This is a genomic window from Kitasatospora sp. NPDC023385 (assembly GCF_055664045.1).
This window is the reverse complement of the sequence record NZ_JBVOOL010000007.1, coordinates 50,169-68,353: the sequence shown is the minus strand read 5'-3', so window position 1 is coordinate 68,353 and position 18,185 is coordinate 50,169. Positions and strand designations below refer to the sequence as shown.

General features: G+C 73.1%; 19 protein-coding genes and 1 tRNA gene. 6 read left to right on the top strand and 14 right to left on the bottom strand.

Annotation, left to right across the window (positions count from 1 at the left end):
• Positions 1 to 6: 6 nt before the first annotated feature.
• Entirely contained in the window at positions 7 to 567 is a 561-nt protein-coding gene (locus AC0B61_RS13585; RefSeq protein WP_471740822.1) for a quercetin 2,3-dioxygenase, read from the bottom strand.
• A 117-nt stretch (positions 568 to 684) separates the two neighbouring features.
• On the opposite strand from AC0B61_RS13585, the gene AC0B61_RS13580 reads away from it, so the two are divergent.
• On the top strand, positions 685 to 1,122 hold the full coding sequence (locus tag AC0B61_RS13580; RefSeq protein ID WP_471740821.1) for a MarR family winged helix-turn-helix transcriptional regulator: 438 nt from the start codon (positions 685 to 687) through the stop codon (positions 1,120 to 1,122).
• A gap of 581 nt (positions 1,123 to 1,703) precedes the next feature.
• Here the strand turns inward: AC0B61_RS13580 and AC0B61_RS13575 are convergent.
• The 8 genes from AC0B61_RS13575 to AC0B61_RS13540 form a co-directional block, all read right to left on the bottom strand.
• The gene (locus AC0B61_RS13575; RefSeq protein WP_471740820.1) at positions 1,704 to 3,449 is read right to left on the bottom strand and encodes an FAD-dependent oxidoreductase; all 1,746 of its coding nucleotides are present in this window, start codon (positions 3,447 to 3,449) and stop codon (positions 1,704 to 1,706) included.
• Between the two features lie 132 nt (positions 3,450 to 3,581).
• A complete protein-coding gene (locus AC0B61_RS13570; protein WP_471740819.1) occupies positions 3,582 to 4,493 on the bottom strand; it encodes an AurF N-oxygenase family protein in 912 nt (303 codons plus the stop codon).
• A gap of 177 nt (positions 4,494 to 4,670) precedes the next feature.
• Positions 4,671 to 5,723 carry an alpha/beta hydrolase gene (locus tag AC0B61_RS13565; protein ID WP_471740818.1) on the bottom strand — a complete coding sequence of 351 codons (1,053 nt, stop codon included), beginning with the start codon at positions 5,721 to 5,723 and terminating at the stop codon, positions 4,671 to 4,673.
• Between the two features lie 151 nt (positions 5,724 to 5,874).
• Positions 5,875 to 6,549 carry a response regulator transcription factor gene (locus AC0B61_RS13560; protein ID WP_471740817.1) on the bottom strand — a complete coding sequence of 225 codons (675 nt, stop codon included), beginning with the start codon at positions 6,547 to 6,549 and terminating at the stop codon, positions 5,875 to 5,877.
• Positions 6,546 to 7,769, bottom strand: a complete 1,224-nt coding sequence (locus AC0B61_RS13555; RefSeq protein WP_471740816.1) for a sensor histidine kinase — start codon at positions 7,767 to 7,769, stop codon at positions 6,546 to 6,548. Before AC0B61_RS13555 ends, AC0B61_RS13560 begins: the two co-directional genes overlap by 4 nt.
• Positions 7,770 to 7,889: 120 nt before the next feature.
• A tRNA-Leu gene (locus AC0B61_RS13550) sits at positions 7,890 to 7,973 on the bottom strand.
• 152 nt (positions 7,974 to 8,125) lie between these two features.
• Positions 8,126 to 8,341, bottom strand: a complete 216-nt coding sequence (locus tag AC0B61_RS13545; protein WP_471740815.1) for a DUF397 domain-containing protein — start codon at positions 8,339 to 8,341, stop codon at positions 8,126 to 8,128.
• Positions 8,328 to 9,014, bottom strand: coding sequence for a DUF5753 domain-containing protein (locus AC0B61_RS13540; protein ID WP_471740814.1), 687 nt, complete (start codon positions 9,012 to 9,014; stop codon positions 8,328 to 8,330). The genes AC0B61_RS13545 and AC0B61_RS13540 overlap by 14 nt, the downstream gene beginning before the upstream one ends.
• Before the next feature lie 39 nt (positions 9,015 to 9,053).
• On the opposite strand from AC0B61_RS13540, the gene AC0B61_RS13535 reads away from it, so the two are divergent.
• The 3 genes from AC0B61_RS13535 (at position 9,054) to AC0B61_RS13525 (ending at position 12,710) form a co-directional block, all read left to right on the top strand.
• The gene (locus tag AC0B61_RS13535) at positions 9,054 to 9,647 is read left to right on the top strand and encodes a hypothetical protein (protein ID WP_471740813.1); all 594 of its coding nucleotides are present in this window, start codon (positions 9,054 to 9,056) and stop codon (positions 9,645 to 9,647) included.
• A 119-nt stretch (positions 9,648 to 9,766) separates the two neighbouring features.
• Positions 9,767 to 11,422: an AMP-binding protein gene (locus AC0B61_RS13530; RefSeq protein ID WP_471740812.1), complete on the top strand. Its 1,656-nt coding sequence runs from the start codon at positions 9,767 to 9,769 to the stop codon at positions 11,420 to 11,422.
• A 199-nt stretch (positions 11,423 to 11,621) separates the two neighbouring features.
• Positions 11,622 to 12,710, top strand: a complete 1,089-nt coding sequence (locus AC0B61_RS13525; RefSeq protein WP_471740811.1) for a hypothetical protein — start codon at positions 11,622 to 11,624, stop codon at positions 12,708 to 12,710.
• A gap of 24 nt (positions 12,711 to 12,734) precedes the next feature.
• Here AC0B61_RS13525 and AC0B61_RS13520 read toward each other — a convergent pair whose 3' ends face one another.
• Positions 12,735 to 13,694: a GlxA family transcriptional regulator gene (locus tag AC0B61_RS13520; RefSeq protein WP_471740810.1), complete on the bottom strand. Its 960-nt coding sequence runs from the start codon at positions 13,692 to 13,694 to the stop codon at positions 12,735 to 12,737.
• Positions 13,695 to 13,779: 85 nt separating this feature from the next.
• Here AC0B61_RS13520 and AC0B61_RS13515 point away from each other — a divergent pair, with 85 nt between their 5' ends.
• Positions 13,780 to 14,376, top strand: coding sequence for a cysteine hydrolase family protein (locus tag AC0B61_RS13515; protein WP_471740809.1), 597 nt, complete (start codon positions 13,780 to 13,782; stop codon positions 14,374 to 14,376).
• A 66-nt stretch (positions 14,377 to 14,442) separates the two neighbouring features.
• Here the strand turns inward: AC0B61_RS13515 and AC0B61_RS13510 are convergent, their stop codons facing one another.
• Complete coding sequence (locus tag AC0B61_RS13510) at positions 14,443 to 14,967, bottom strand: hypothetical protein (protein WP_471740808.1); 525 nt, start codon at positions 14,965 to 14,967, stop codon at positions 14,443 to 14,445.
• 33 nt (positions 14,968 to 15,000) lie between these two features.
• The gene (locus tag AC0B61_RS13505) at positions 15,001 to 15,834 is read right to left on the bottom strand and encodes an SDR family oxidoreductase (RefSeq protein ID WP_471740807.1); all 834 of its coding nucleotides are present in this window, start codon (positions 15,832 to 15,834) and stop codon (positions 15,001 to 15,003) included.
• A gap of 112 nt (positions 15,835 to 15,946) precedes the next feature.
• Here AC0B61_RS13505 and AC0B61_RS13500 point away from each other — a divergent pair, with 112 nt between their 5' ends.
• Complete coding sequence (locus AC0B61_RS13500) at positions 15,947 to 16,885, top strand: sigma-70 family RNA polymerase sigma factor (RefSeq protein ID WP_471740806.1); 939 nt, start codon at positions 15,947 to 15,949, stop codon at positions 16,883 to 16,885.
• A gap of 90 nt (positions 16,886 to 16,975) precedes the next feature.
• On the opposite strand, the gene AC0B61_RS13495 is transcribed toward AC0B61_RS13500, so the two are convergent.
• Positions 16,976 to 17,494 (bottom strand): DinB family protein, encoded by a 519-nt coding sequence (locus AC0B61_RS13495; RefSeq protein WP_471740805.1) that lies wholly within the window; start codon positions 17,492 to 17,494, stop codon positions 16,976 to 16,978.
• Positions 17,495 to 17,570: 76 nt separating this feature from the next.
• Positions 17,571 to 18,146, bottom strand: a complete 576-nt coding sequence (locus AC0B61_RS13490) for a nucleosidase (RefSeq protein WP_471740804.1) — start codon at positions 18,144 to 18,146, stop codon at positions 17,571 to 17,573.
• Between the last annotated feature and the right edge of the window lie 39 nt (positions 18,147 to 18,185).

Here is an 18,185-nt window from a genome sequence, read left to right as displayed (position 1 = left end):
GGTGCGTCAGCCCTCCGTGCGCCACTGGTGGCCGGGCAGGAAGCGCACGTCGTACCGCTGCGGGACCGTCTCGAGCTTGTGCGGCTCCGGCACGTAGGGCCGCTGCGGGAGGCCGAGTTCCTCCGTGGGGGTGCCGAGGTTCTCGAAGAACCGCTCGAAGGTGCCGCCGGGGCCGGCGGCGACGCCGACGACGCGGCTGTGGTGGCGCTCGATCCGGTAGGCGTGCGGGCAGTTCTTCGGCACGAAGCCGAAGTCGCCCGCGGTGAGCAGCTTCTCGTGCTGCTCGCCCGCCAGGTCCTCGACGAACATCCGTACCGCACCGTCGGTCACGTAGAAGACCTCGTACGTGTCGGCGTGCAGGTGGGCCGGGATGACATCGCCCTTGGGTCCTTCGACGGTGAAGAAGTTGAAGGCGCCCTCGGTCTGCTCGCCGCCGGCGTAGACGGTGATCAGGTCGGTGAACAGGTGGGCGCGGTCGCCCATGCCCTTCTCGATGAAGTACGGCCGGCCCGGCTCGGCCGGTATCCGGGAGGCGGCTCGGTAGCGGGTGGCGAACTCCATGGTCATGGCGGACCTCCGGAAGGGGCGATCGGGATTTATGTCAGGCTACCTGACATAAGAGATGGGTCAACCCGTTCGCCGACCGGCTGTCGATATCCTCGGAGGACGACCCCACGAGGAGCCATGGCCGACCCCACCCGCAACCTGCCCCAACTGCTCGCCGACGCCAAACGCTGGTTCGACGAGGCGCTCACGGCCAGCATGGAGGCGGCGGGCGAGCAACCGGTCACCATCGCCCAGACCTTCGTCTTCGCCACCCTCGACGCCGAGGGCACCACCGTCTCCGAACTCGCCCGCCGGATGAGCGTCACCCGCCAGAGCGCCCACCAGGCGGTGCACGGGCTGATCGCCATGGGCCTCCTGGAACAGGTCCCCGACCCCGGCTCGGCCCGCCGCCGCCTCATCCGCACCACCGCCGAGGGCGAACGCGTCCACCGGCGCGCCCGGGCCGCCCTCACCGTCATCGAGGGCATCCTCGCCGACCGCATCGGCCCACCGGCGGCAGCCCTCCGCGCCGCCCTGATCCTCTCCTGGGGCGAACCGCCCCTAGTGCCCGCCTGAGCTTGTCGCCTATCCGTTTCGTGAAACCGGCCGGGCGGCCCGGAGCAGCAGGAGGGCTGCGCTGCCTGGGTGGGGGCGGGTGGGGGGTTTTCAGGCGGATCGGCCCCGGTCGGGCTCTTGCGGTGCCGGGCGGGGCGGTGCTATCCGACCGGGCGGGGCGGCCCGTTCGGCCCAGGGCCGTGCCCTGGGGCGCCGGGTCCTGGGGCGCCGTGCCCTGGGGCGCCGGGTCCTGGGGGCTGGTGCCCGTCCGGAGCGGCCAGTTCCGCCCAGGCCGGGTCGGGGAACCCCGGGACGGCCCGCCCCTCCGCCTGCCAGCGCCGGGCCAGTTCGGCGTAGATGGGCGCCTCCGGATCGGGCGTTCCAGGTGGCTCCACCCCGTGCAGGATCGTTTCTCCGACCGGCCGTCGTGGGACCGGCATCACCCCAAATCCGCTCACACCCGCCCAACGCACCCCGCCCGCACCGGGACACGGCCGCGTCAACCCGGCGGCCCGCACACACCCCCTCACGGGGCGCCATCCGCCGACGCGTAGGAAGTCGGCCCCTCCGACTTCCTACGCATCCGCACGGTCCCCCACGACCTACCGCCGGCGGCCCGCTGCCAGCAGCTCGGAGACGGTGGCGAGCTTCACCCGGGGCCGTCCCTCGGCCTCGCCGCGCTCGCGTTCCGCCCGGTCCAGCGCCCGCAGTTCCTTCAGCCCGACAGCGTCCGGCCGCCGCTGCCGCACCAGGCGTTCGAAGTCCTTGCGGCCAGCCTCCGGTACGGGCAGCGCGCGGGCGGTCGCGTCGTCCAGCAGCGCGTCGACGGTCTCGCGCGCGCAGGCCCGGTTGGCGCCGATCCCGCCGGACGGCCCGCGTTTGGCCCACCCCACCACGTAGGTGCCCGGCAGGGGCTGCCCGGTCGCCGGGTCGACGACCCGCCCGCCCCGGTGTGCGACCGTGCCCGCCTGCTCGTCGAACGGCAGGCCGGGCACCGGCACGCCCCGGTGGCCGATGGAGCGCACCACCAGCCCGGCCCGCAGCACCTCCCGCTCGCCGGTGGCCTCGACCCGTTCCCCGTTCACGAGCGTGGTCCGCTCGCCTGTGGCCTCGACCCGTTCCCCGTTCACGAGCGTGGTCCGCTCGCCTGTGGCCTCGACCCGTTCCCCGTTCACGAGCGTGGTCCGCTCGACGGTCACGGCCTCGACCCGCCCGTCCCCGGAGACCTCGACCGGCGCCGACAGGAAGCGCAGCACGATCCGTCGCCCGGGCGCCGGTTCGGCGCCCCCGTCGTGCGGGACCAGCGGCAGCCCGGTGAGCAGCGCGGCCCGTGACTCCGGCCCCGCCGACTCGATCGCCGCCCGCACCTCCGGGTGGTCCTCGACCACCACGTCGACGCCCGGCAGCTGCCGCAGCGCCAGGAACTCCGCCCTGGTCCACGCCGCCTGCTCCGGGCCGCGCCGGGCGAGCAGCACGACCTCCCGCACCCGGCCGCCGCGCAGCGCGGCGAGCGCGTGGTCGGCGATGTCGGTGGTGGCGAGCCGGTCGGGGTCGGTGAGCAGGATGCGGGCGATGTCGACGGCGACGTTGCCGTTGCCGACGACGACCACCCGCTCCGCCGAGAGTTCCACGGCGTCGGCCGGCACCGTCGGGTCGGCGTTGTACCAGCCGACGAAGGCGGTGGCGGGCAGGCTGCCGGGCAGGTCCTCGCCGGGGATGCCGAGCCGGCGGTCGGCGGCCGCGCCGACGGCGTAGACCACGGCGTGGTGGTGGGCGGCGAGTTCGCGGTGGGTCAGGTGGGTGCCGATTTCCACGTTGAGGTGCATCCGCAGCCGTGGGTCGTGGAAGACGCCGGCGAAGCTGTCCGCGATCTGTTTGGTGGACTGGTGGTCGGGGGCGACGCCGTGGCGCAGCAGGCCGCCGGTGACCGGCAGCCGGTCGATCATGGTGATCTCGGCGCTGGTGCTGCGCAGCAGTTCCTGCGCGGTGTACCCGGCGGAGGGCCCGGTGCCGACGACGGCGATCCGCAGGACGCCGTGTTCGGCCGGCAGGCTACGCGGGAAGCTGGGCCGGCCCCAGGCGTGGTCGTTGGGGTGGTCGCGGAACCAGTCGCGGTTGAGGTCGCCGAAGGCGGTGTCGGGTCCGCGCAGCCGGTCGACGGGGTACACCGCGTCCACCGGGCAGGCGTCGGCGCAGGCGCCGCAGTCGATGCACGCCTGCGGGTCGATGTACAGCATGTCGGTGGTGCCGAACTCCGGTTCGTCGGGGGTCGGGTGGATGCAGTTGACCGGGCAGACGGATACGCACGAGGCGTCGTTGCAGCAGGTCTGGGTGATCGCGTAGGCCATGGCCGGAGTGAGGTCCTCGCTGTGTCCGGTGTCCGATGGGTCGCCAGCGTGTGCGCGCACACTCGCCGGAGCAGGTGCAGACACGCGCCGGAGCAGGTGCGCGCGCTGGCCAGAGCAGAGTGCGCGCGCCGGTCAGAGCATGTGCACGCGGCGGTAGATGGCGGCGGAGCGGCTGGTGAGCAGTCCGGTCTCGGCGAGGAAGGCCATCAGGTGCCGGGAGCTGGTGCGCATCATCGCCTTGCGGTGTTCGTTGGTCCGTGCCTCGGCGAGCGCCCGGGAAACGTCGAGTCCGGCGGCCTTGTACACACCGGGGTGGACCATGCTGCTGACGATGACGTACGCGCCCACGGCGATGCCGGTGGCGGAGGTGCGTCGGCGGGCGGGGCCGGCGTGGCGCATCCGTTCGCGGATCTCCTGCCGGGCGAACTTCATGTGCCGTGATTCCTCGACGACGTGGATCCGGGAGGTGCCGCGGACGATCTCGAGCACGTTGTCGCCGCGCATCCAGTCGCGCTGCATGACGTCGAGGACCTCTTCGGCCACCAGGATGCCGCCGTAGGCGAGTTCGCCCTTGGCGAGGGCTTTGAAGGCGCGTCCGGCCTGGGCGATCACCTTGTTGGGGCGGTAGGCGGGGACGCCCATCTTCTCGCAGGCGCGGGCGAACATGATCGAGTGGCGGCACTCGTCGGCGATCTCGGTGAGGGCGAACCGGAATTCGGCGCTGGCGGGGTCCTTGAGGTACTGGTCGCGCAGCACCATCTGCTGGAGGATCATCTCGAACCAGATCCCGGTGTTCATGATCGAGCAGACTTCGTGCCGGGTCAGGGTGATGCGCTGGTGTTCGGTCATCTCGTCCCACAGCCGGGTGCCGTAGAGCGTGCTCCACTCGGGGTTGAGGCCGTAGTGCTCCTCGGGGAGGGGGGCGTCCCAGTCGATCTCGGTCGAGGGGTCGTAGGACAAGGTGGCGGCCGACTCCAGCAGCCGCTTCGAGACGTCGTCGTCGGCGGTGGTGTGGCCGTGCTCCGTCTGCCGGGTGAGAGCCATCGCTGCCTCCAGGTGCCTGCGCCGCGGGTTCCCGCTCACCCGCTTATTAGACGGACAGTACAATAAGAGCCTGCCGCCGAGAACCCCCTGCGCAGCGGTCAACCGGTGCACGGGCGGAGGGCGAAGGAAAGGGCGGGGCCCGTCAAGGCCCCGCCCTCCCCCTCACCGCTCCCGTCGCTACGCCGCGTCCAGCGCCTGCCGCAGCGCCTCGGCCGCCTCGGCCGTCGCCTCCCGGAAGCGGTGGCCGATGCCGAGGTAGTTGGCGTACCCGTGGATGAGGTCCGGCTGCCGACTCAGCCACACCGCGACCCCGGCCTCCCGCAGCGCCTGCGCGTACGCCTCGCCCTCGTCGCGCAGCGGGTCGAAGCCGGCGGTGCCGATGTACGCCGGCGGCAGGCCGGTCAGGTCTTCGGCGAGCAGCGGCGACAGGCGCGGGTCGGTGCGGTCGGCGGGTGCGGGCGCGTACTGGTCGGCGAACCAGTCCATGTCGGCGCTGGTCAGGAAGAAGCCGTCGACGAACAGTTCGCGCGAGGGGCGCCGGGTCGAGGCGTCGGCCGCCGGGTACAGCAGCAGCTGGAACACCGGCGCGGGGCCGCCCCGCCGGACGGCTGCCTGGGTCGCGACGGCGGCCAGGTTGCCGCCCGCGCTGTCCCCGCCGATCGCGATCCGCCCCGGGTCGGCGCCCAGGTCCGCCGCCTTGGCGTGCGCGTAGTCGAACGCGGCCAGCGCGTCCTCGGCGGCCGCCGGGAACACGTGCTCGGGCGCCAGCCGGTACTCCACCGACAGCACCCGGACGTGCGCCCGCTGCGCCAGGAACCGGGCGACGTGGTCGTGGCTGGCCCGGCTGCCGACCACCCAGCCTCCGCCGTGCAGGTACACCAGCAGGCCGGAGCCCGCCGCCAGGCCGTCCGGCGTGTACAACGTCGCCGCCAACTCGCCCTGCTCCTGCGGGATCCCGACGGCCCGCGCGGTCACCGTCCGGAGCGTCGGCCCGCCCACCAGGTGCCGCGCGTACTCCATCGCGACCCGGGAGGGAACGGCCCCGCCCGGCAACACCAGGGCCGCCTTCGACAGTTGCTGCAGCCTGAGTATCAACTGGGCGTCCAGTGCGAGCGTCTGCCCGTCCAGCACCACCGGCTTGCCCGCGATCGCCCGCCGCAGGCCCTCCGGCAGGGCGAACGCGCCCCGGACGACGGCGGCCTGGATCCGGACGGGGAGGGGGATGCTCATCTGTTCTGCCTCCTGGGGGCGGTGCTACGGGAAACCGGGAGCCCATGATGGGGCCGTCCCAGCGGACGTGGAAGCCCCCTCGACGCCCCCTGAACCCGCCCTCGACCCGGCGCCCCCGCGCCCGCTGTCCCCGCGCCCGCCGCCTCGGGGGTCAGCCGCCCTGGAGGCCCGGCACGACCAGGCCGGACTCGTACGCGATCACGACGGCGTGCGTCCGGTTCTGCGCGCCGAGCTTGGTCAGCACGTTCCCGACGTGCGTCTTCACCGTCTCCAGGCTCACCGCGAGCGACTGTGCGATCTCCGGGTTGGACAGCCCGGTGGCCATCAGCCGCAGGACGCCCTCCTCCCGCCCGGTCAGTGCCGCGCGGGGCAGCGCCTCGGCGCAGTTCAGCGGGCGGGCGGCCACCATCCGGCGCAGGGCGGCGGGGAAGAGGACCGCCTCCCCGGCGGCCGCCACCCGCACGGCTTCGGCGATCTGCGGGACGGGCCGGCGCTTGAGCACGAAGCCGCTGGCACCGGCACTGAGGGCGGCGGTGACGTAGTCGTCGTTCTCGAAGGTGGTGATGACGACGACCTTCGGCGGGTCGGCGTACTCGGCGAGCAGGTGGCGGGTCGCCTCGATCCCGTTGCGGCGCGGCATCCGCACGTCCATCAGCACCACGTCCGGTCGCAGCAGCCGGACTTGTTCGACCACCGCGACGCCGTCGGCGGCCTGCCCGGTCACCGTGATGCCCGGCTGGGCGCCGAGCAGGGTGCCGAGGCCGCTGCGGGTCACGGGGTCGTCGTCCGCGATCAGGACGGTGACGGGGGTTTCTGCGCTGGTCACGCGGCCCACCGTAGCGGCAGCCGGACGGCCAGCCGCCAGTGCTGCGGGCCGTCGCCGTCACCGTACGGTCCGGCCTCGAACTCGCCGTGCAGCAGGCGGACGCGCTCGGCGAGGCCGGGCAGGCCGTGGCCGGAGGTGGGGAAGCCGCTCGGCCCGCCCTTGACCCCGTTCACGACGCCCAGCTCCAACCCGTCCGCCGTGACCGCGACTCGGAGCCGGATCGGCCCGCCCGCGCCATGCCGCAGCGCGTTGGTCAGCCCTTCCTGCACGATCCGGTACGCGGCGCGGGAGAGCGTGCCCTGCACGGTGGCCGGGTCGCCGACGGTCTCGGTCTCCACGGTGGCGCCCGCGTGCCGCAGCCGGTCCAGGAGTTCGGGCAGGTCGGCGAGGGTGCGGGTCGGCGCGGCGCCCGCCTCCTCCTCGCGCAGCACGCCGAGCACGTAGTCCAGGTCTTCGAGCGCCGCGCGGGTCGATTCCTCGATGCTGCGCATGGCGGCCCGCGCCGCTCCCGGGTCGGCGGAGAGCATTTCGCCCGCGACGGCGGCCTGGATGGTGGCGGCGGTCAGAGTGTGCCCGATCGAGTCGTGCAACTCGTGGGCCAGCCGGTTGCGTTCGGCCAGTGCCCGCTCCCGCTCGGCGGCCACCGCCAGCCGCTCCGCCGGGGACGGCCCGAGCAGACGCGGCGCGAGTGACCGCAGCAGGCCCGACACCGTCACGAACAGGGCCGCCGCCAGAACGAGGCAGAGGATGGCCACCGGCCAACCCAGGCCGCCGGTGAGGTCCTTGGACCAGCCGAACCAGCTCAGCCGCGCTCGGCCCTCCGCCAACCCGGTGGGCAGGACCACCGCCATGACCAGCAGCACACTGCCGAAGAACACCACGACCCAGCCCAGCGCCACGTGCAGCACCAGGAACACCGACGTCCGCCACCGTTCACCGGCGGGTGCCTTCACCGGGTCCGGCAGCGCCACGCCGAGCAGCCGCCGAGCCGACCCGACCAACACCCGCCGCGTGGCGCCCGCCAGTCCGACGATCCCGATCAGCACCGCCCACAGCGCCAGCGACAACGCCGCCTGCACCACGTACGGCGCCGACCTCATCACCGCCGACGGCACGAGGGCCAACACCGCCAACGGCAGCCCGGCCAACGCCCCCAGAACGGCGAACAGCACACCCGTGTACGTGGAGCCGCGCAGCAGCGGCCGAATCCCCTTGATCATGATCGCCAGTATTGCCCGGCGTTCCGGAACCGACCTCCCCCGATCGAGGGAGGCACAACTGTGGGGGTGGCTGAAAAAAGAAGCGGCCGGTCGATCCGAAGATCAACCGGCCGCTCTCTGTGCGCGAGGGGGGAGTTGAACCCCCACGCCCTTTCGGGCACTGGAACCTGAATCCAGCGCGTCTGCCTATTCCGCCACCCGCGCATCTGGGTGATGGGTTAAGCATAGACCATCTGGAGGGGTGCCTTTGACCACCTCCGGACGACGCCCGGGTGCACCGCCCGGGCGGTCCGCTGGAATGCCGCGAGCGACTACCAGCCGGGCTGCCGAGACAGCCGGCGGAAACAGCGCCGGCGTCAGGCCTCGGCCGGGAAGTCGCCGGCACGGACGGCTTCGATGAAGGCACCCCAGGAGGAGTCGGGGAAGGCGAGGGCCGGGCCGTGCGGGTCCTTCGAGTCACGTACGGGGACGAGGCCGGGGAATCCGGGGGCTACCTCGATGCAGTGGCCGCCGTCGTTGCCGCTGTAGCTGCTCTTACGCCAAGCAGCCTTCTGGAGATCAGCGTTCTGCAAAACGGTATTCCTCCATCGCATCGGCGATCAGGGCGCGAGAATCCCCTGGCGAGAGCACACTGGTGCGCGCCACGTCGAACCGTCGCCTGGACGCCGCGACAACTGACGGGGCATCGCTGAAGTGCCCACGCTGCAGACTCTCCGAGTACACCCATTCCCTCCCGTCCGGCATCAGCATCAGCATCAGCACCATTGAGGCTGCCGGCATTGCCGGCGCTGGCCAGCCGAGCGGCGCCACCTCGATCATGATGTTCGACTGCTCAGTCACCGCAAGCAGGTGCTCCATCTGCCGCCTCATCACGCCCGGACCGCCGATGACCTTACGGATGGCACCCTCATCGAGCACCGCCATTAGTGTCGGCCCGTCGGTGACCATGAAGCGGCGGTGCCGGTTCAGCCGAGTTTCAATCCATTCGGCAAGCAACTTCGGTTTGTGATGTGCGTTTCCAGTAGCGAACATCGCACGGACGTACTCCTCACACTGCAACAAGCCGTTGATCCGAGCGTACTGAAGCACTCGGATCGCCAGTGCTTCCTCTTCCAGTTCCATGAACTTCTCGAACCAGTCCGAACGTTCGATGTCCGCCTGCCAGTCCACCCGTTCCCAGAGCCGCACCAGCAAGCCGCCCATGGCCAAGATGCCGTCAGCTCTCTCGACGGTCTCCCGATCCATCGCCCTTCTTCCACCTTCGAACCGGGTGATCACCGTGCGGTGGAAGTTCAGGAGCCTGCCCAGCTCCTCCTGCGTGTAGTCGGCCTGCTCCTCGACACCCCCCTCGCCCCCGCCCAGGCCTACGCCTCCCTCGCCCGCCGCACCGGCGACCCCCTGCGCTCCGCCCGCGCCGTCTGCACGGCCCTCGGCATCCCCGCCGCCGACACCACCCGCCGCCTCGACGACTGCCACGACGCCCTCCTCACCAACCCCCGACCCAAAACCGCACACGACACCGAGAACGACACCGGCGAACTCCTCGAAGCCCTCGGCGTCTTCGACGTCCCCGTCCCCCTCACCACCCGCGACCACGCCGTCATCGCCCACTTCCTCACCGCCATCGACGCCATGGGCGGCATCCGCCCCGGCCACCAGCACGGCCTCACCCGCTGGTTCACCACCGGCAACCTCACCACCGCCTACCTCTCCCTCACCGCCGCCCACCCCATGCCCCGCACCGGCAACCCCACCCGCTACTGGACCGCCCTCATCTCCGCCGGCGAACTCCTCGCCACCACCCCGAACCGCGACACCCGCATCACCTACGCCCTCGCCACCCGCCGCACCAACGCCCGCAAGGCCGCCGACACCTGATGCGCTGGCACCACGAACCCCGTTGGCCGCCGACGTGGTGGTGGGTGGGAAAGCGCACGGCGTCCTCACGCGCCCGGAACTCCCCCTACGGGCACGAAGGGTGAGGTTACGCTGTGAGTATGGTTGCGAACTACGCCGAAGAAGCCGAAGAAGTCGCCCTGGAGGAACCAGAGTTCATCAGCGCCCCGGCCCTGATCCTCCGGTCCCTCGCCTCCGACCCCACCCGTCGGGCCATCACCACCGCCGACGGCACCGTGATCACCGCCGGCGACTTCGCCGCCGCCACGTACCGCCTCGCCCACGAACTCGCCGCCCGGGGCGCGGCACGCGGCACCACGGTGACCCTGCTGACGGGCAACACCGCCGAGGCGCTGAGCGCCCGGTACGCCGCCGGGCTCGCGGGTGCCCGGGTGGTCAACCTGTACGACGGCATGAGCGCCCCGACCCTCGCTGAGATCACCACGAGCGTCGACACCGCCGTCCTGCTCGTGGACGCCGAACGGTACGCGGTCGCAGCCGAGTTGCTGCCCCTCGTCGACGTGCCCGCCGTCCTCACCCTGGGCCCGGGCCCGGAGGCGGCCGGCGGGCCCGCGATCGGCGAGGACGCGCTCGCCGCCGCCGCCCGCCACCTCGCCGAGCCGCCCGCCGTCCGCGTCGGGCCCGGCGACGACCTGGGCATCCGCCACACCGGCGGCACCACCGGCATCCCGAAGGGCATCCGCAGCCTGCACGGCCCGTACCGGAGCATCTTCGACATTCCGTACGGAGGGGCGAGCGGCTGGTCGGGCGGGCGCCCGAACGGCGGGGGCCCGAACGGCAGGGCACCCGGCGCTGGCGCCGACAGCAGCCCGCCGCGCTTCCTCGCCGCCACCTCCCTCGCCCACCTCGCCGGGCTGTTCTGCGACCTGACGTTCCACGGCGGCGGCACGGTGATCCTCCAGCGCTCCTTCGAGCCCGGTGACGTCCTCGCCGCCATCGAACGCGAACGCATCACCGACCTGTGGGTCCTGCCGCCGCTGCTCTACCAACTGCTGGACCACCCGGCGGTCGGCCGCACCGACCTGTCCAGCCTGCGCCGGATCTCCTACGGCGGGTGCGCCGCCTCCCCGGCCCGCGTCCGCGAGGCGATCAAGGTGTTCGGGCCGATCCTGGTCAGCGGCTACGGGCAGTCGGAGGCGCAGAACATCGCCATGCTCGCCCCGCACGAACACGACCGGACCGGGCCCGACGGCCGGCTCCCCGTCGGCCGCCCGCTCCCGGGCGTCGAGGTGGTGATCCGCGCCGGCGACGGCACCGTGCTGCCGACCGGCGAACAGGGCGAGATCCACGTCCGCTCGGCCGGGGTGATGGCCGGGTACTGGAAGCGCCCCGACCTCACCGCCGAAGTGCTGCGCGACGGCTGGCTGAACACCGGCGACCTCGGCTACTTCGACGCCGACGGCTACCTCTACCTCGCCGACCGGCTCAAGGACAAGATCATCGTGGTCGGCGGGCACGTCTACCCCTCCGACGTGGAGGAACTGCTCCTCACCCACCCGGCGGTCGCCCAGTGCGCCGTCTACGGGGTGCGCGACGCCCAGGAGGCCGAACACGTCCACGCCGCCGTCGTCCCCGCGCCCGGGCAGCGGCCCGACCTGGACGACCTCCGCGCGTTCGTCACCGCCCACAAGGGGCGGATCTACGCACCGGAGGCCCTGCACCTGGTCACCGAGATCCCGCTGACCGCCGTCGGCAAGCCCGACAAGAAGCTCCTACGCGAGACCACCTCGCGCTGACCGCCCCGGGAATCCCGCCCGACTTCACCCCAAGGTGGGGTTTGGCTCAACGAAACCCGGGCGGCGTGCCGAGAAGCCAACGGGGTGGCGGCGCTGAGGGCCGCCACCCCGCACCCACCGGAACCGCGCGAACTCCACTTCCGCACAAGGTCGTTCGAAGACCTACCGGTGATCACCCGGGCCCGGCACAATCACCCGTATGCCGATCAGCGCGAGCGCGTCGCCGACACACCACACCCCGGTCGCCCTCGCACGCGGCTTCCTCACCGGTGCCGTCACCGGAGGGGCGCCGGCCGCGTTCGTCGTCGGCCTCATCCTCGACCGCACCCCACTGATCGTCACCGGCGTCGCCCTGCCCGTGGTCTACGGCCTGCTCCTCCGCCTGGCCGGTGCGCCCCGGCGCGCCCGGGAGGCCGCCGTCGAACCCCGCACGGCCCTCGCGATGATCGAGGGCCTGCACGCCGGCGGCAGCGAGACGGGCGACGTACCGGTCCGGTTCGACCTCACCGTCGTACCTGACGACGAACCGGCGTTCCGCGTCGAGATCCGGCACGACATCAACCTCGTCGACCTCCCCGACTACCGGCCGCGCGACATCCTGGTCGTCCAGTACCCGCCGGACCGGCCCCAGCGCGGAAAGCTCGTGAAGGACCCGACCCCGGACTGGCAGGCCCGGGCGGCATCCGCCCGCCTCGACTCCGCACCCGAGTCGACCAGGGTGAGCGAGCCCCCCGAAGGCTGCGGCTTCGGCGCCCTCGTACTGCTCGGCATCCTGCTCGGCGCGGCGGCGGTGCTCCTCCTGTTCCGCGCGGACCTGTTCGACCGGCAGCCCACCGCCGACCAGCCCACACCCGGAAGAACCTCCATCTCCTCGACCTGGTCCACCAGCCTGACGTCGATGTCCGGCACGGTTTCCCTCGGCCCCGGCCAGTCACTCCTCGACCAGGGCGCGCTGCGCCAGGCCGTCGACTCGCTCACCAAGGACCGGGAAGCACACCAGGCGATCACCCTCGCCGTGCAGGACCGCACGCTGTCGGTCGTGTTCGCCCCGCCCGGCACCGAAGCCATCCGGTTCGACGTGGATCCACTGCCCTACGAACGCTTCCCCGCCCTCGTCCGGGAAGCCGGCACCACACTCGGCATCCACTCCCCGCAGACCTGGCAGATCACCGTCTCCGGCATCGCCGGCCCCGTCACCATCAAGGTCAGCATCACCGGCCCCGAGGGCACAGCCTCCCTGGAGGCCGACGAGACAGGCACCATCACCCGCCGCACCCCGGCCCACTGACCCCGGGGCACGAACCGGCACCGCCTAACCGTCCTCCCGGCCGCGGAAGGTTCGGCGGTACTCCCTCGGGGCGACGCCGACGCGGGCGGTGAAGACCGGGCGGAGGGAGACCGCCGAGGTGAAGCCGCAGTGGGTGGCGACGGTGTCGACGGGCAGGTCCGTCTCCTCCAGGAGGCGTTGGGCGGTGAGGACGCGCTGGTCGAGGAGCCAGCGCACGGGGGTGACGCCGGTGGTGGCGGTGAAGTGACGGGCGAAGCTGCGTTCGGACATCACGGCGGCGGCGGCCATCCGCGGGACGGTCCAGGGGGTGTCGAGGGAGGCGAGGATCTCGGCGCGGACGCGGGCGAGGGGGTCGTCGGCGGTGCGGTCCGGGACCGGGGAGGGGATGAACTGGGCCTGGCCGCCGGCCCGGAACGGCGCGGTGACCATGGCGCGGGCGATGGTGGCGGCGGCCTGCTGGCCGTGGGCGGTGCGGACGAGGTGGAGGCAGAGGTCGATGCCCGCCGCGACGCCGGCCGACGTCCACAGGCCGTCGCCGCCCGTGAACAGCACCTCGGGGCGCACCGTCACCGCCGGGAAGCGGCGGGCGAGTTCGGCGGCGAGGGCCCAGTGGGTGGTGGCCTCACGGCCGTCGAGCAGGCCGGCCTCGGCGAGGACGAAGGCGCCCGCGCAGAGGGAGGCGATGGGGACGCCCCGGGAGCGGACGGCCCGCAGGGCGGCGAGGACGGCGGGGTCGCGGACGGCGGCCGGGTCCTCGACGCCGGGGACCACGACCAGGTCGCAGTCGGCCAGCGCCGCCGTCCCGTGGTCGGGGACGCGTTCCAGCCCGCCGCCCAGCCGGACCCGGGCGCCGTCCGGCCCGCAGACCCGCAGGTCGAAGGCGGGCAGGCCGGGCCGGGCGGCGCGGTTGGCCCACACCTCGCCGATCACCGCGTAGTCGAAGGCCCGGACACCGTCGAAGATCAGGCAACCCACGGTTCGCATGGCACGAATCTAGTGGCAGGAATCTATCGATGGGCGGCGGCTCTGCCCATCACGGCCCCGGCGCGCGGACGAGCACGATGGACGCATGACGAACACCGACGCCTTCGACGCCCCGCTCGCCCTCGACTCCGACGCCGTCCTCATCGTGATCGACGTCCAGAAGGGCTTCGAGGACCACACCTTCTGGGGCCCGCGCGACAACCCGCAGGCCGAACAGCGGATCGCCGGACTGATCGCCGCCTGGCAGGCCACCGGCCGGCCGATCGTCACCGTGCAGCACGCCTCGAAGGCCGGGCCGCTGGTCGAGGGCACGCCGGGGTACGCGCTGAAGGACTTCGTCGCCGAGGTCACCCCGGCGCTGCACATCACCAAGACCGTCAACAGCGCCTTCTACGGCACTCCCGACCTGCACGCCTGGCTCCAGGAGCGCGGCGCCCGCCAGCTGGTGGTCACCGGGATCATCACCAACGTGTGCAACGAGACCACCGCCCGGATGGCCGGCAACCTCGGCTACGACGCGATCTTCCCCACCGACGCCATGCACACCTTCGACATGACCGGCCCCGACGGCACCACCGTCCCCGCCGCCGAACTCGCCCGCGCCACGGCCACGGTGCTGCACGCGATGCGGTTCGCGAAGGTCGTGACGACGGAGAAGGTCATCGAAGCCGCGAAGGCCTGAACGGCCGGGCGCTGGACGGCTGGGGCGCCCTGAACAGCCGGGCGCTGAACGGCCGGCGCTGGACGGCTACGGCGTGAACAGCGGCTCGTACGCGTTGCCCTCCTCGGCGTTGAGCAGCACGTACGACGCCCCGAGGCCGGACACGACCTCCCGCAGCCGCCCCAACGCCTCGGCCTCGGACGGCACTTCGAGGCCGAGTGCGACGGCAGCGGCGTCCCGCTCGGCGTACAGGTCGGGCTCCTCCTCCAGGTAGGACGCGGCCGCCTCCGCGCTCTCCGCCACCGTCAGCCGCCGGCAGTCCCGCCACCACGGCACGGCCAGCAGCAGCCGCACCAGCTCCGGCACGCCGACGGCCAGCAGGGCCGCCCCGCCCTCGGAGTCGGCGTACAGGACGGGCCGCTCCTCGCCGCCCTCACCGCACAGGAAGAAGGTGCCGCCCCCGCCGTCCTTGGCCACCCGCTCCAGTGCGGCACCGGAGGCGAGCACGACCTCCTCCACGTGCTCGTAGGTGTGCGTGGGGTCGAAGTCGCCCGACAGGAGCAGGTAGTCGAGGGCGGCGGGGTTGGCGCGGATCGCGTCGAGGAGGGACATGGCGGCCACCCTACGGCGCGCCTCGGACAGCGCTCACGACGCCGGCCGCTCCGCCGACCGCTCCGCCAGGCGTTCGGTCAGGAACTCCTCCCAGGTGCGCCGCCCGAGCTCCGCCCCGGCGAGGGCCAGGTTCTCCCCGGCCCGGTACGCGCGTCCGACCTTGCCCGGCACCCGGACGGGCAGCTGCCGGCGGCCACGGCCGCGCGCCTCCAGGTACCGGCGGGTCAGCTCACGCATCTCGTACACGGCGGGTCCGGCCAGGTCGGGCACCATCCCGGCGGGCTCGTCCAGCGTCAACTGCACGAGCCGGGCGGCGACTTCCCGTACGTCCACGGGCTGCCAGCGGATCCCGCCGGGGGCCGGGACGACCGGCAGCTTCGCCATCTTCTCCACCACCGTGAACGCCAGGTCGTGGAACTGCGCGGCCCGCAGGATCGTGTACGGCAGGCCCGAGCCCGCCACCGCCTCCTCGGCGGCGTGCTTGGCGCGGAAGTAGCCGAGCGGGATCCGGTCGGCGCCGATCACCGAGATGTACACCAGGTGCCGCACCCCGGCCCGCCGCGCGGCGGCGACCAGCAGCCGGGTGGCGGCGTCGTCGCCCTTCGGGCCGCCCGCGAGGTGCAGCACGGTTTTCACGCCGGCCAGCGCCGCGTCCAGTCGGGCGGCCTCGTCGGCCGGGTCGCCGAGCAGGTCGCCGCGCACGTACGTCACGCCGTCGTCGGCGGCGTCTGCTGCTGCTGCGTGGTCCTGCCGGCTGAGCACGCGCACCGGCCGCCCGGCAGCGCGCAGCAGCGGCACGACCTGCCGGCCCAGGGTGCCGGTGCCGCCGGTCACCAGCACGAGGCCCATGCCGTCCACCTCATTCATGCCGTCCACGGTCGTCTCCGATTCGTCCCGGGCGGGGAGTTGATCTCCCGCCGCAGCCGTTGTTGGGTGGCTCCTGCTGCTCTGACCCACGGCGACGAAGGAATGTGACACGGTGGACGAGAAATCCGCTCCGGCTGCCCGGGATGCCCGGGCCGCGCTCTTCGAGCAGCACCGCCCGCACCTGAAGGCCGTCGCGTACCGGATGCTCGGCTCGGTCACCGAGGCCGACGACGCCGTCCAGGAGACCTGGCTGCGGTACGACCGCACCGACGCCGCCGGGGTGGAGAACCTCGGCGGCTGGCTGACCACGGTGGTCTCCCGGGTCTGCCTCAACCTGCTGCGCACCCGCGCCCTGCGCCGTGAGGAGCCGCTGGAGCCGGCCGGGCCGGACGGCGAGCCGGGTCCGCCGCGCATCCCGGATCCGCTGCTGCGGCGCGAGGGCGTGGCGGATCCGGAGCAGGAGGTGATGCTCGCGGATTCGGTGGGGCTGGCGCTGATGGTGGTGCTGGAGTCGCTGTCGCCGGCCGAGCGAGTCGCCTTCGTGCTGCACGACCTGTTCGCCGTGCCCTTCGACGAGGTCGCCCCGCTGATCGAGAAGACCGCGGCCGCCGCCCGGCAGCTCGCCAGCCGGGCCCGCCGCAAGGTGCAGGGGCAGGCGCCCGCGCCGGATCCGGATCTGGCCCGGCAGCGCGTGGCGGTGGACGCCTTCTTCGCCGCCGCCCGCCACGGTGACCTGGAGGCGCTGCTCGCCGTCCTCGACCCGGGCGTGGTGCTGCGCTCCGACGGCGGGGCGGTCATGGCCCGGCACACGGTGGTGCTGTCGGGTGCCGAGACGGTGGCCGGTCAGGCCGTGCTGTGGGGCACGCTGTCGCCGTTCGCCCGCCCGGCGCTGGTCAACGGCGCCGCCGGCGCCGTGGTGGTCGGCGACAACGGCCGGGCGTTGTCCGTCATGGCGTTCACCGTCGTGGACGGCGGGATCGTCGCGATCGACGTGCTGACCGATCCCGAGCGGCTGGCCGCGCTGGACCTCTCGGACTTCCACCGGCCGTAGGACGGGCGGCGGGCCAGGCGGGCCGGGAGGGCCACCGCCCTGCCGGCTCGCCGTACGGCGGTCAGGCGCCGCCCGTCAGGGCGCCGCCCGTCAGCGGCCTACCGTGCCGTCCAGCTGTTCGCGGATGATGTCCGCGTGTCCGGCGTGCCGGCCGGTCTCCTCGATCAGGTGGACCAGCACCCACCGCAGTGACGGCCCTTCGGCGGCGTCCGGGCGCAGCGAGCGGGCGCCGGGCCGGTCGAGGTCCGGGGCGTCCGCCGTCACCGCGTTGGACCGGGCGATCGCCTCCCGGTACGCGGCGACCTCCCCGGCCACGGTCGCGTCGGCCAGCGGGATCTCGTCCGATGAGCGCGGCTTCTCGCCCACGCCCTGGTAGGCCCACACGAACCAGTTGTGCTCGACCACTGCCAGGTGGCGCACCAGCCACAGCAGGCTGGTGCCGGAGGCGACGCCGGGGCGCCGGGCGTCGTCGTCGGAGATCCCGTCGACCTTGGCGATGACGGCCTCGCGCAGGTAGTCGAGGAAGGCGACGAGGGTGGTCGGCTCGTCCGCGTTCATGTTCGGCGGACGGCTGTCGGAGAGCTTGCTCGGCTCGGTGTTCTGGGTCACCGCGTCACCCTAACCATCGGCGGCGCGCCGGGGAACCGAATTCGAGACGCCCCGACGGGCCGTCACCGGTCATCCGTCACCAGCCCTGCGCGGCCACCCAGTCGGCGAGGTGCCGGGCGCAGTCGTCGACCGACTCCCGCCAGCTGTGCGCGGCGCCGTCCCCGGCCTCGTCGCTGACGTGCTTGACCAGCCGCACCGGCACGCCGGCCCGGTGGGCGACGGTGGCGACGGCGTAGCCCTCCATGTCGACCAGGTCGGCGTGCTCGGCTAGCCGGTCGCGGGCCGCGCCGTCGGAGACGAACAGGTCGCCCGTTGCCAGCACCGGTCCGTCGCCCTTGCCGATCACCAGCGGCGCGCCGTACTGCCGCCCGGTCAGCGCCTGCAGGGCGGCGGTGTCGAGGTCGTGCTGGATCACCTGGACCACGTGGTGGGTGCCCTCCCAGCCGGGGCGCAGCGCACCGGCCGTGCCGAGGTTGATCACCTCGGAGGGCTTCTCCCCCTGGGCGAGGACGGCGGCCAGCGCGGCGGCGGCGTTGACCTTCCCCATCCCGGTGAGCAGCACGGGAAGTCGGCCGTCCAGGTGGGCGGCCTCCTCGCGGGCGGCGATGACGAGCAGCGGGCGGTCGGGCGAGATCGTTCCAAGCAGGCGCATGCGCCCATGGTACGGAGGGAGGGGGTGCCGCACCCGGGA

Excerpts from the sequence above, each read along its gene's own strand:
- AC0B61_RS13585 (WP_471740822.1), bottom strand. The coding sequence starts at position 567 with ATGACCATGGAGTTCGCCACCCGCTACCGAGCCGCCTCCCGGATACCG.
- AC0B61_RS13580 (WP_471740821.1), top strand. The coding sequence starts at position 685 with ATGGCCGACCCCACCCGCAACCTGCCCCAACTGCTCGCCGACGCCAAA.
- AC0B61_RS13575 (WP_471740820.1), bottom strand. The coding sequence starts at position 3,449 with ATGGCCTACGCGATCACCCAGACCTGCTGCAACGACGCCTCGTGCGTA.
- AC0B61_RS13570 (WP_471740819.1), bottom strand. The coding sequence starts at position 4,493 with ATGGCTCTCACCCGGCAGACGGAGCACGGCCACACCACCGCCGACGAC.
- AC0B61_RS13565 (WP_471740818.1), bottom strand. The coding sequence starts at position 5,723 with ATGAGCATCCCCCTCCCCGTCCGGATCCAGGCCGCCGTCGTCCGGGGC.
- AC0B61_RS13555 (WP_471740816.1), bottom strand. The coding sequence starts at position 7,769 with ATGATCAAGGGGATTCGGCCGCTGCTGCGCGGCTCCACGTACACGGGT.
- AC0B61_RS13540 (WP_471740814.1), bottom strand. The coding sequence starts at position 9,014 with ATGGATCGGGAGACCGTCGAGAGAGCTGACGGCATCTTGGCCATGGGC.
- AC0B61_RS13530 (WP_471740812.1), top strand. The coding sequence starts at position 9,767 with ATGGTTGCGAACTACGCCGAAGAAGCCGAAGAAGTCGCCCTGGAGGAA.
- AC0B61_RS13525 (WP_471740811.1), top strand. The coding sequence starts at position 11,622 with ATGCCGATCAGCGCGAGCGCGTCGCCGACACACCACACCCCGGTCGCC.
- AC0B61_RS13520 (WP_471740810.1), bottom strand. The coding sequence starts at position 13,694 with ATGCGAACCGTGGGTTGCCTGATCTTCGACGGTGTCCGGGCCTTCGAC.
- AC0B61_RS13515 (WP_471740809.1), top strand. The coding sequence starts at position 13,780 with ATGACGAACACCGACGCCTTCGACGCCCCGCTCGCCCTCGACTCCGAC.
- AC0B61_RS13510 (WP_471740808.1), bottom strand. The coding sequence starts at position 14,967 with ATGTCCCTCCTCGACGCGATCCGCGCCAACCCCGCCGCCCTCGACTAC.
- AC0B61_RS13505 (WP_471740807.1), bottom strand. The coding sequence starts at position 15,834 with ATGAATGAGGTGGACGGCATGGGCCTCGTGCTGGTGACCGGCGGCACC.
- AC0B61_RS13490 (WP_471740804.1), bottom strand. The coding sequence starts at position 18,146 with ATGCGCCTGCTTGGAACGATCTCGCCCGACCGCCCGCTGCTCGTCATC.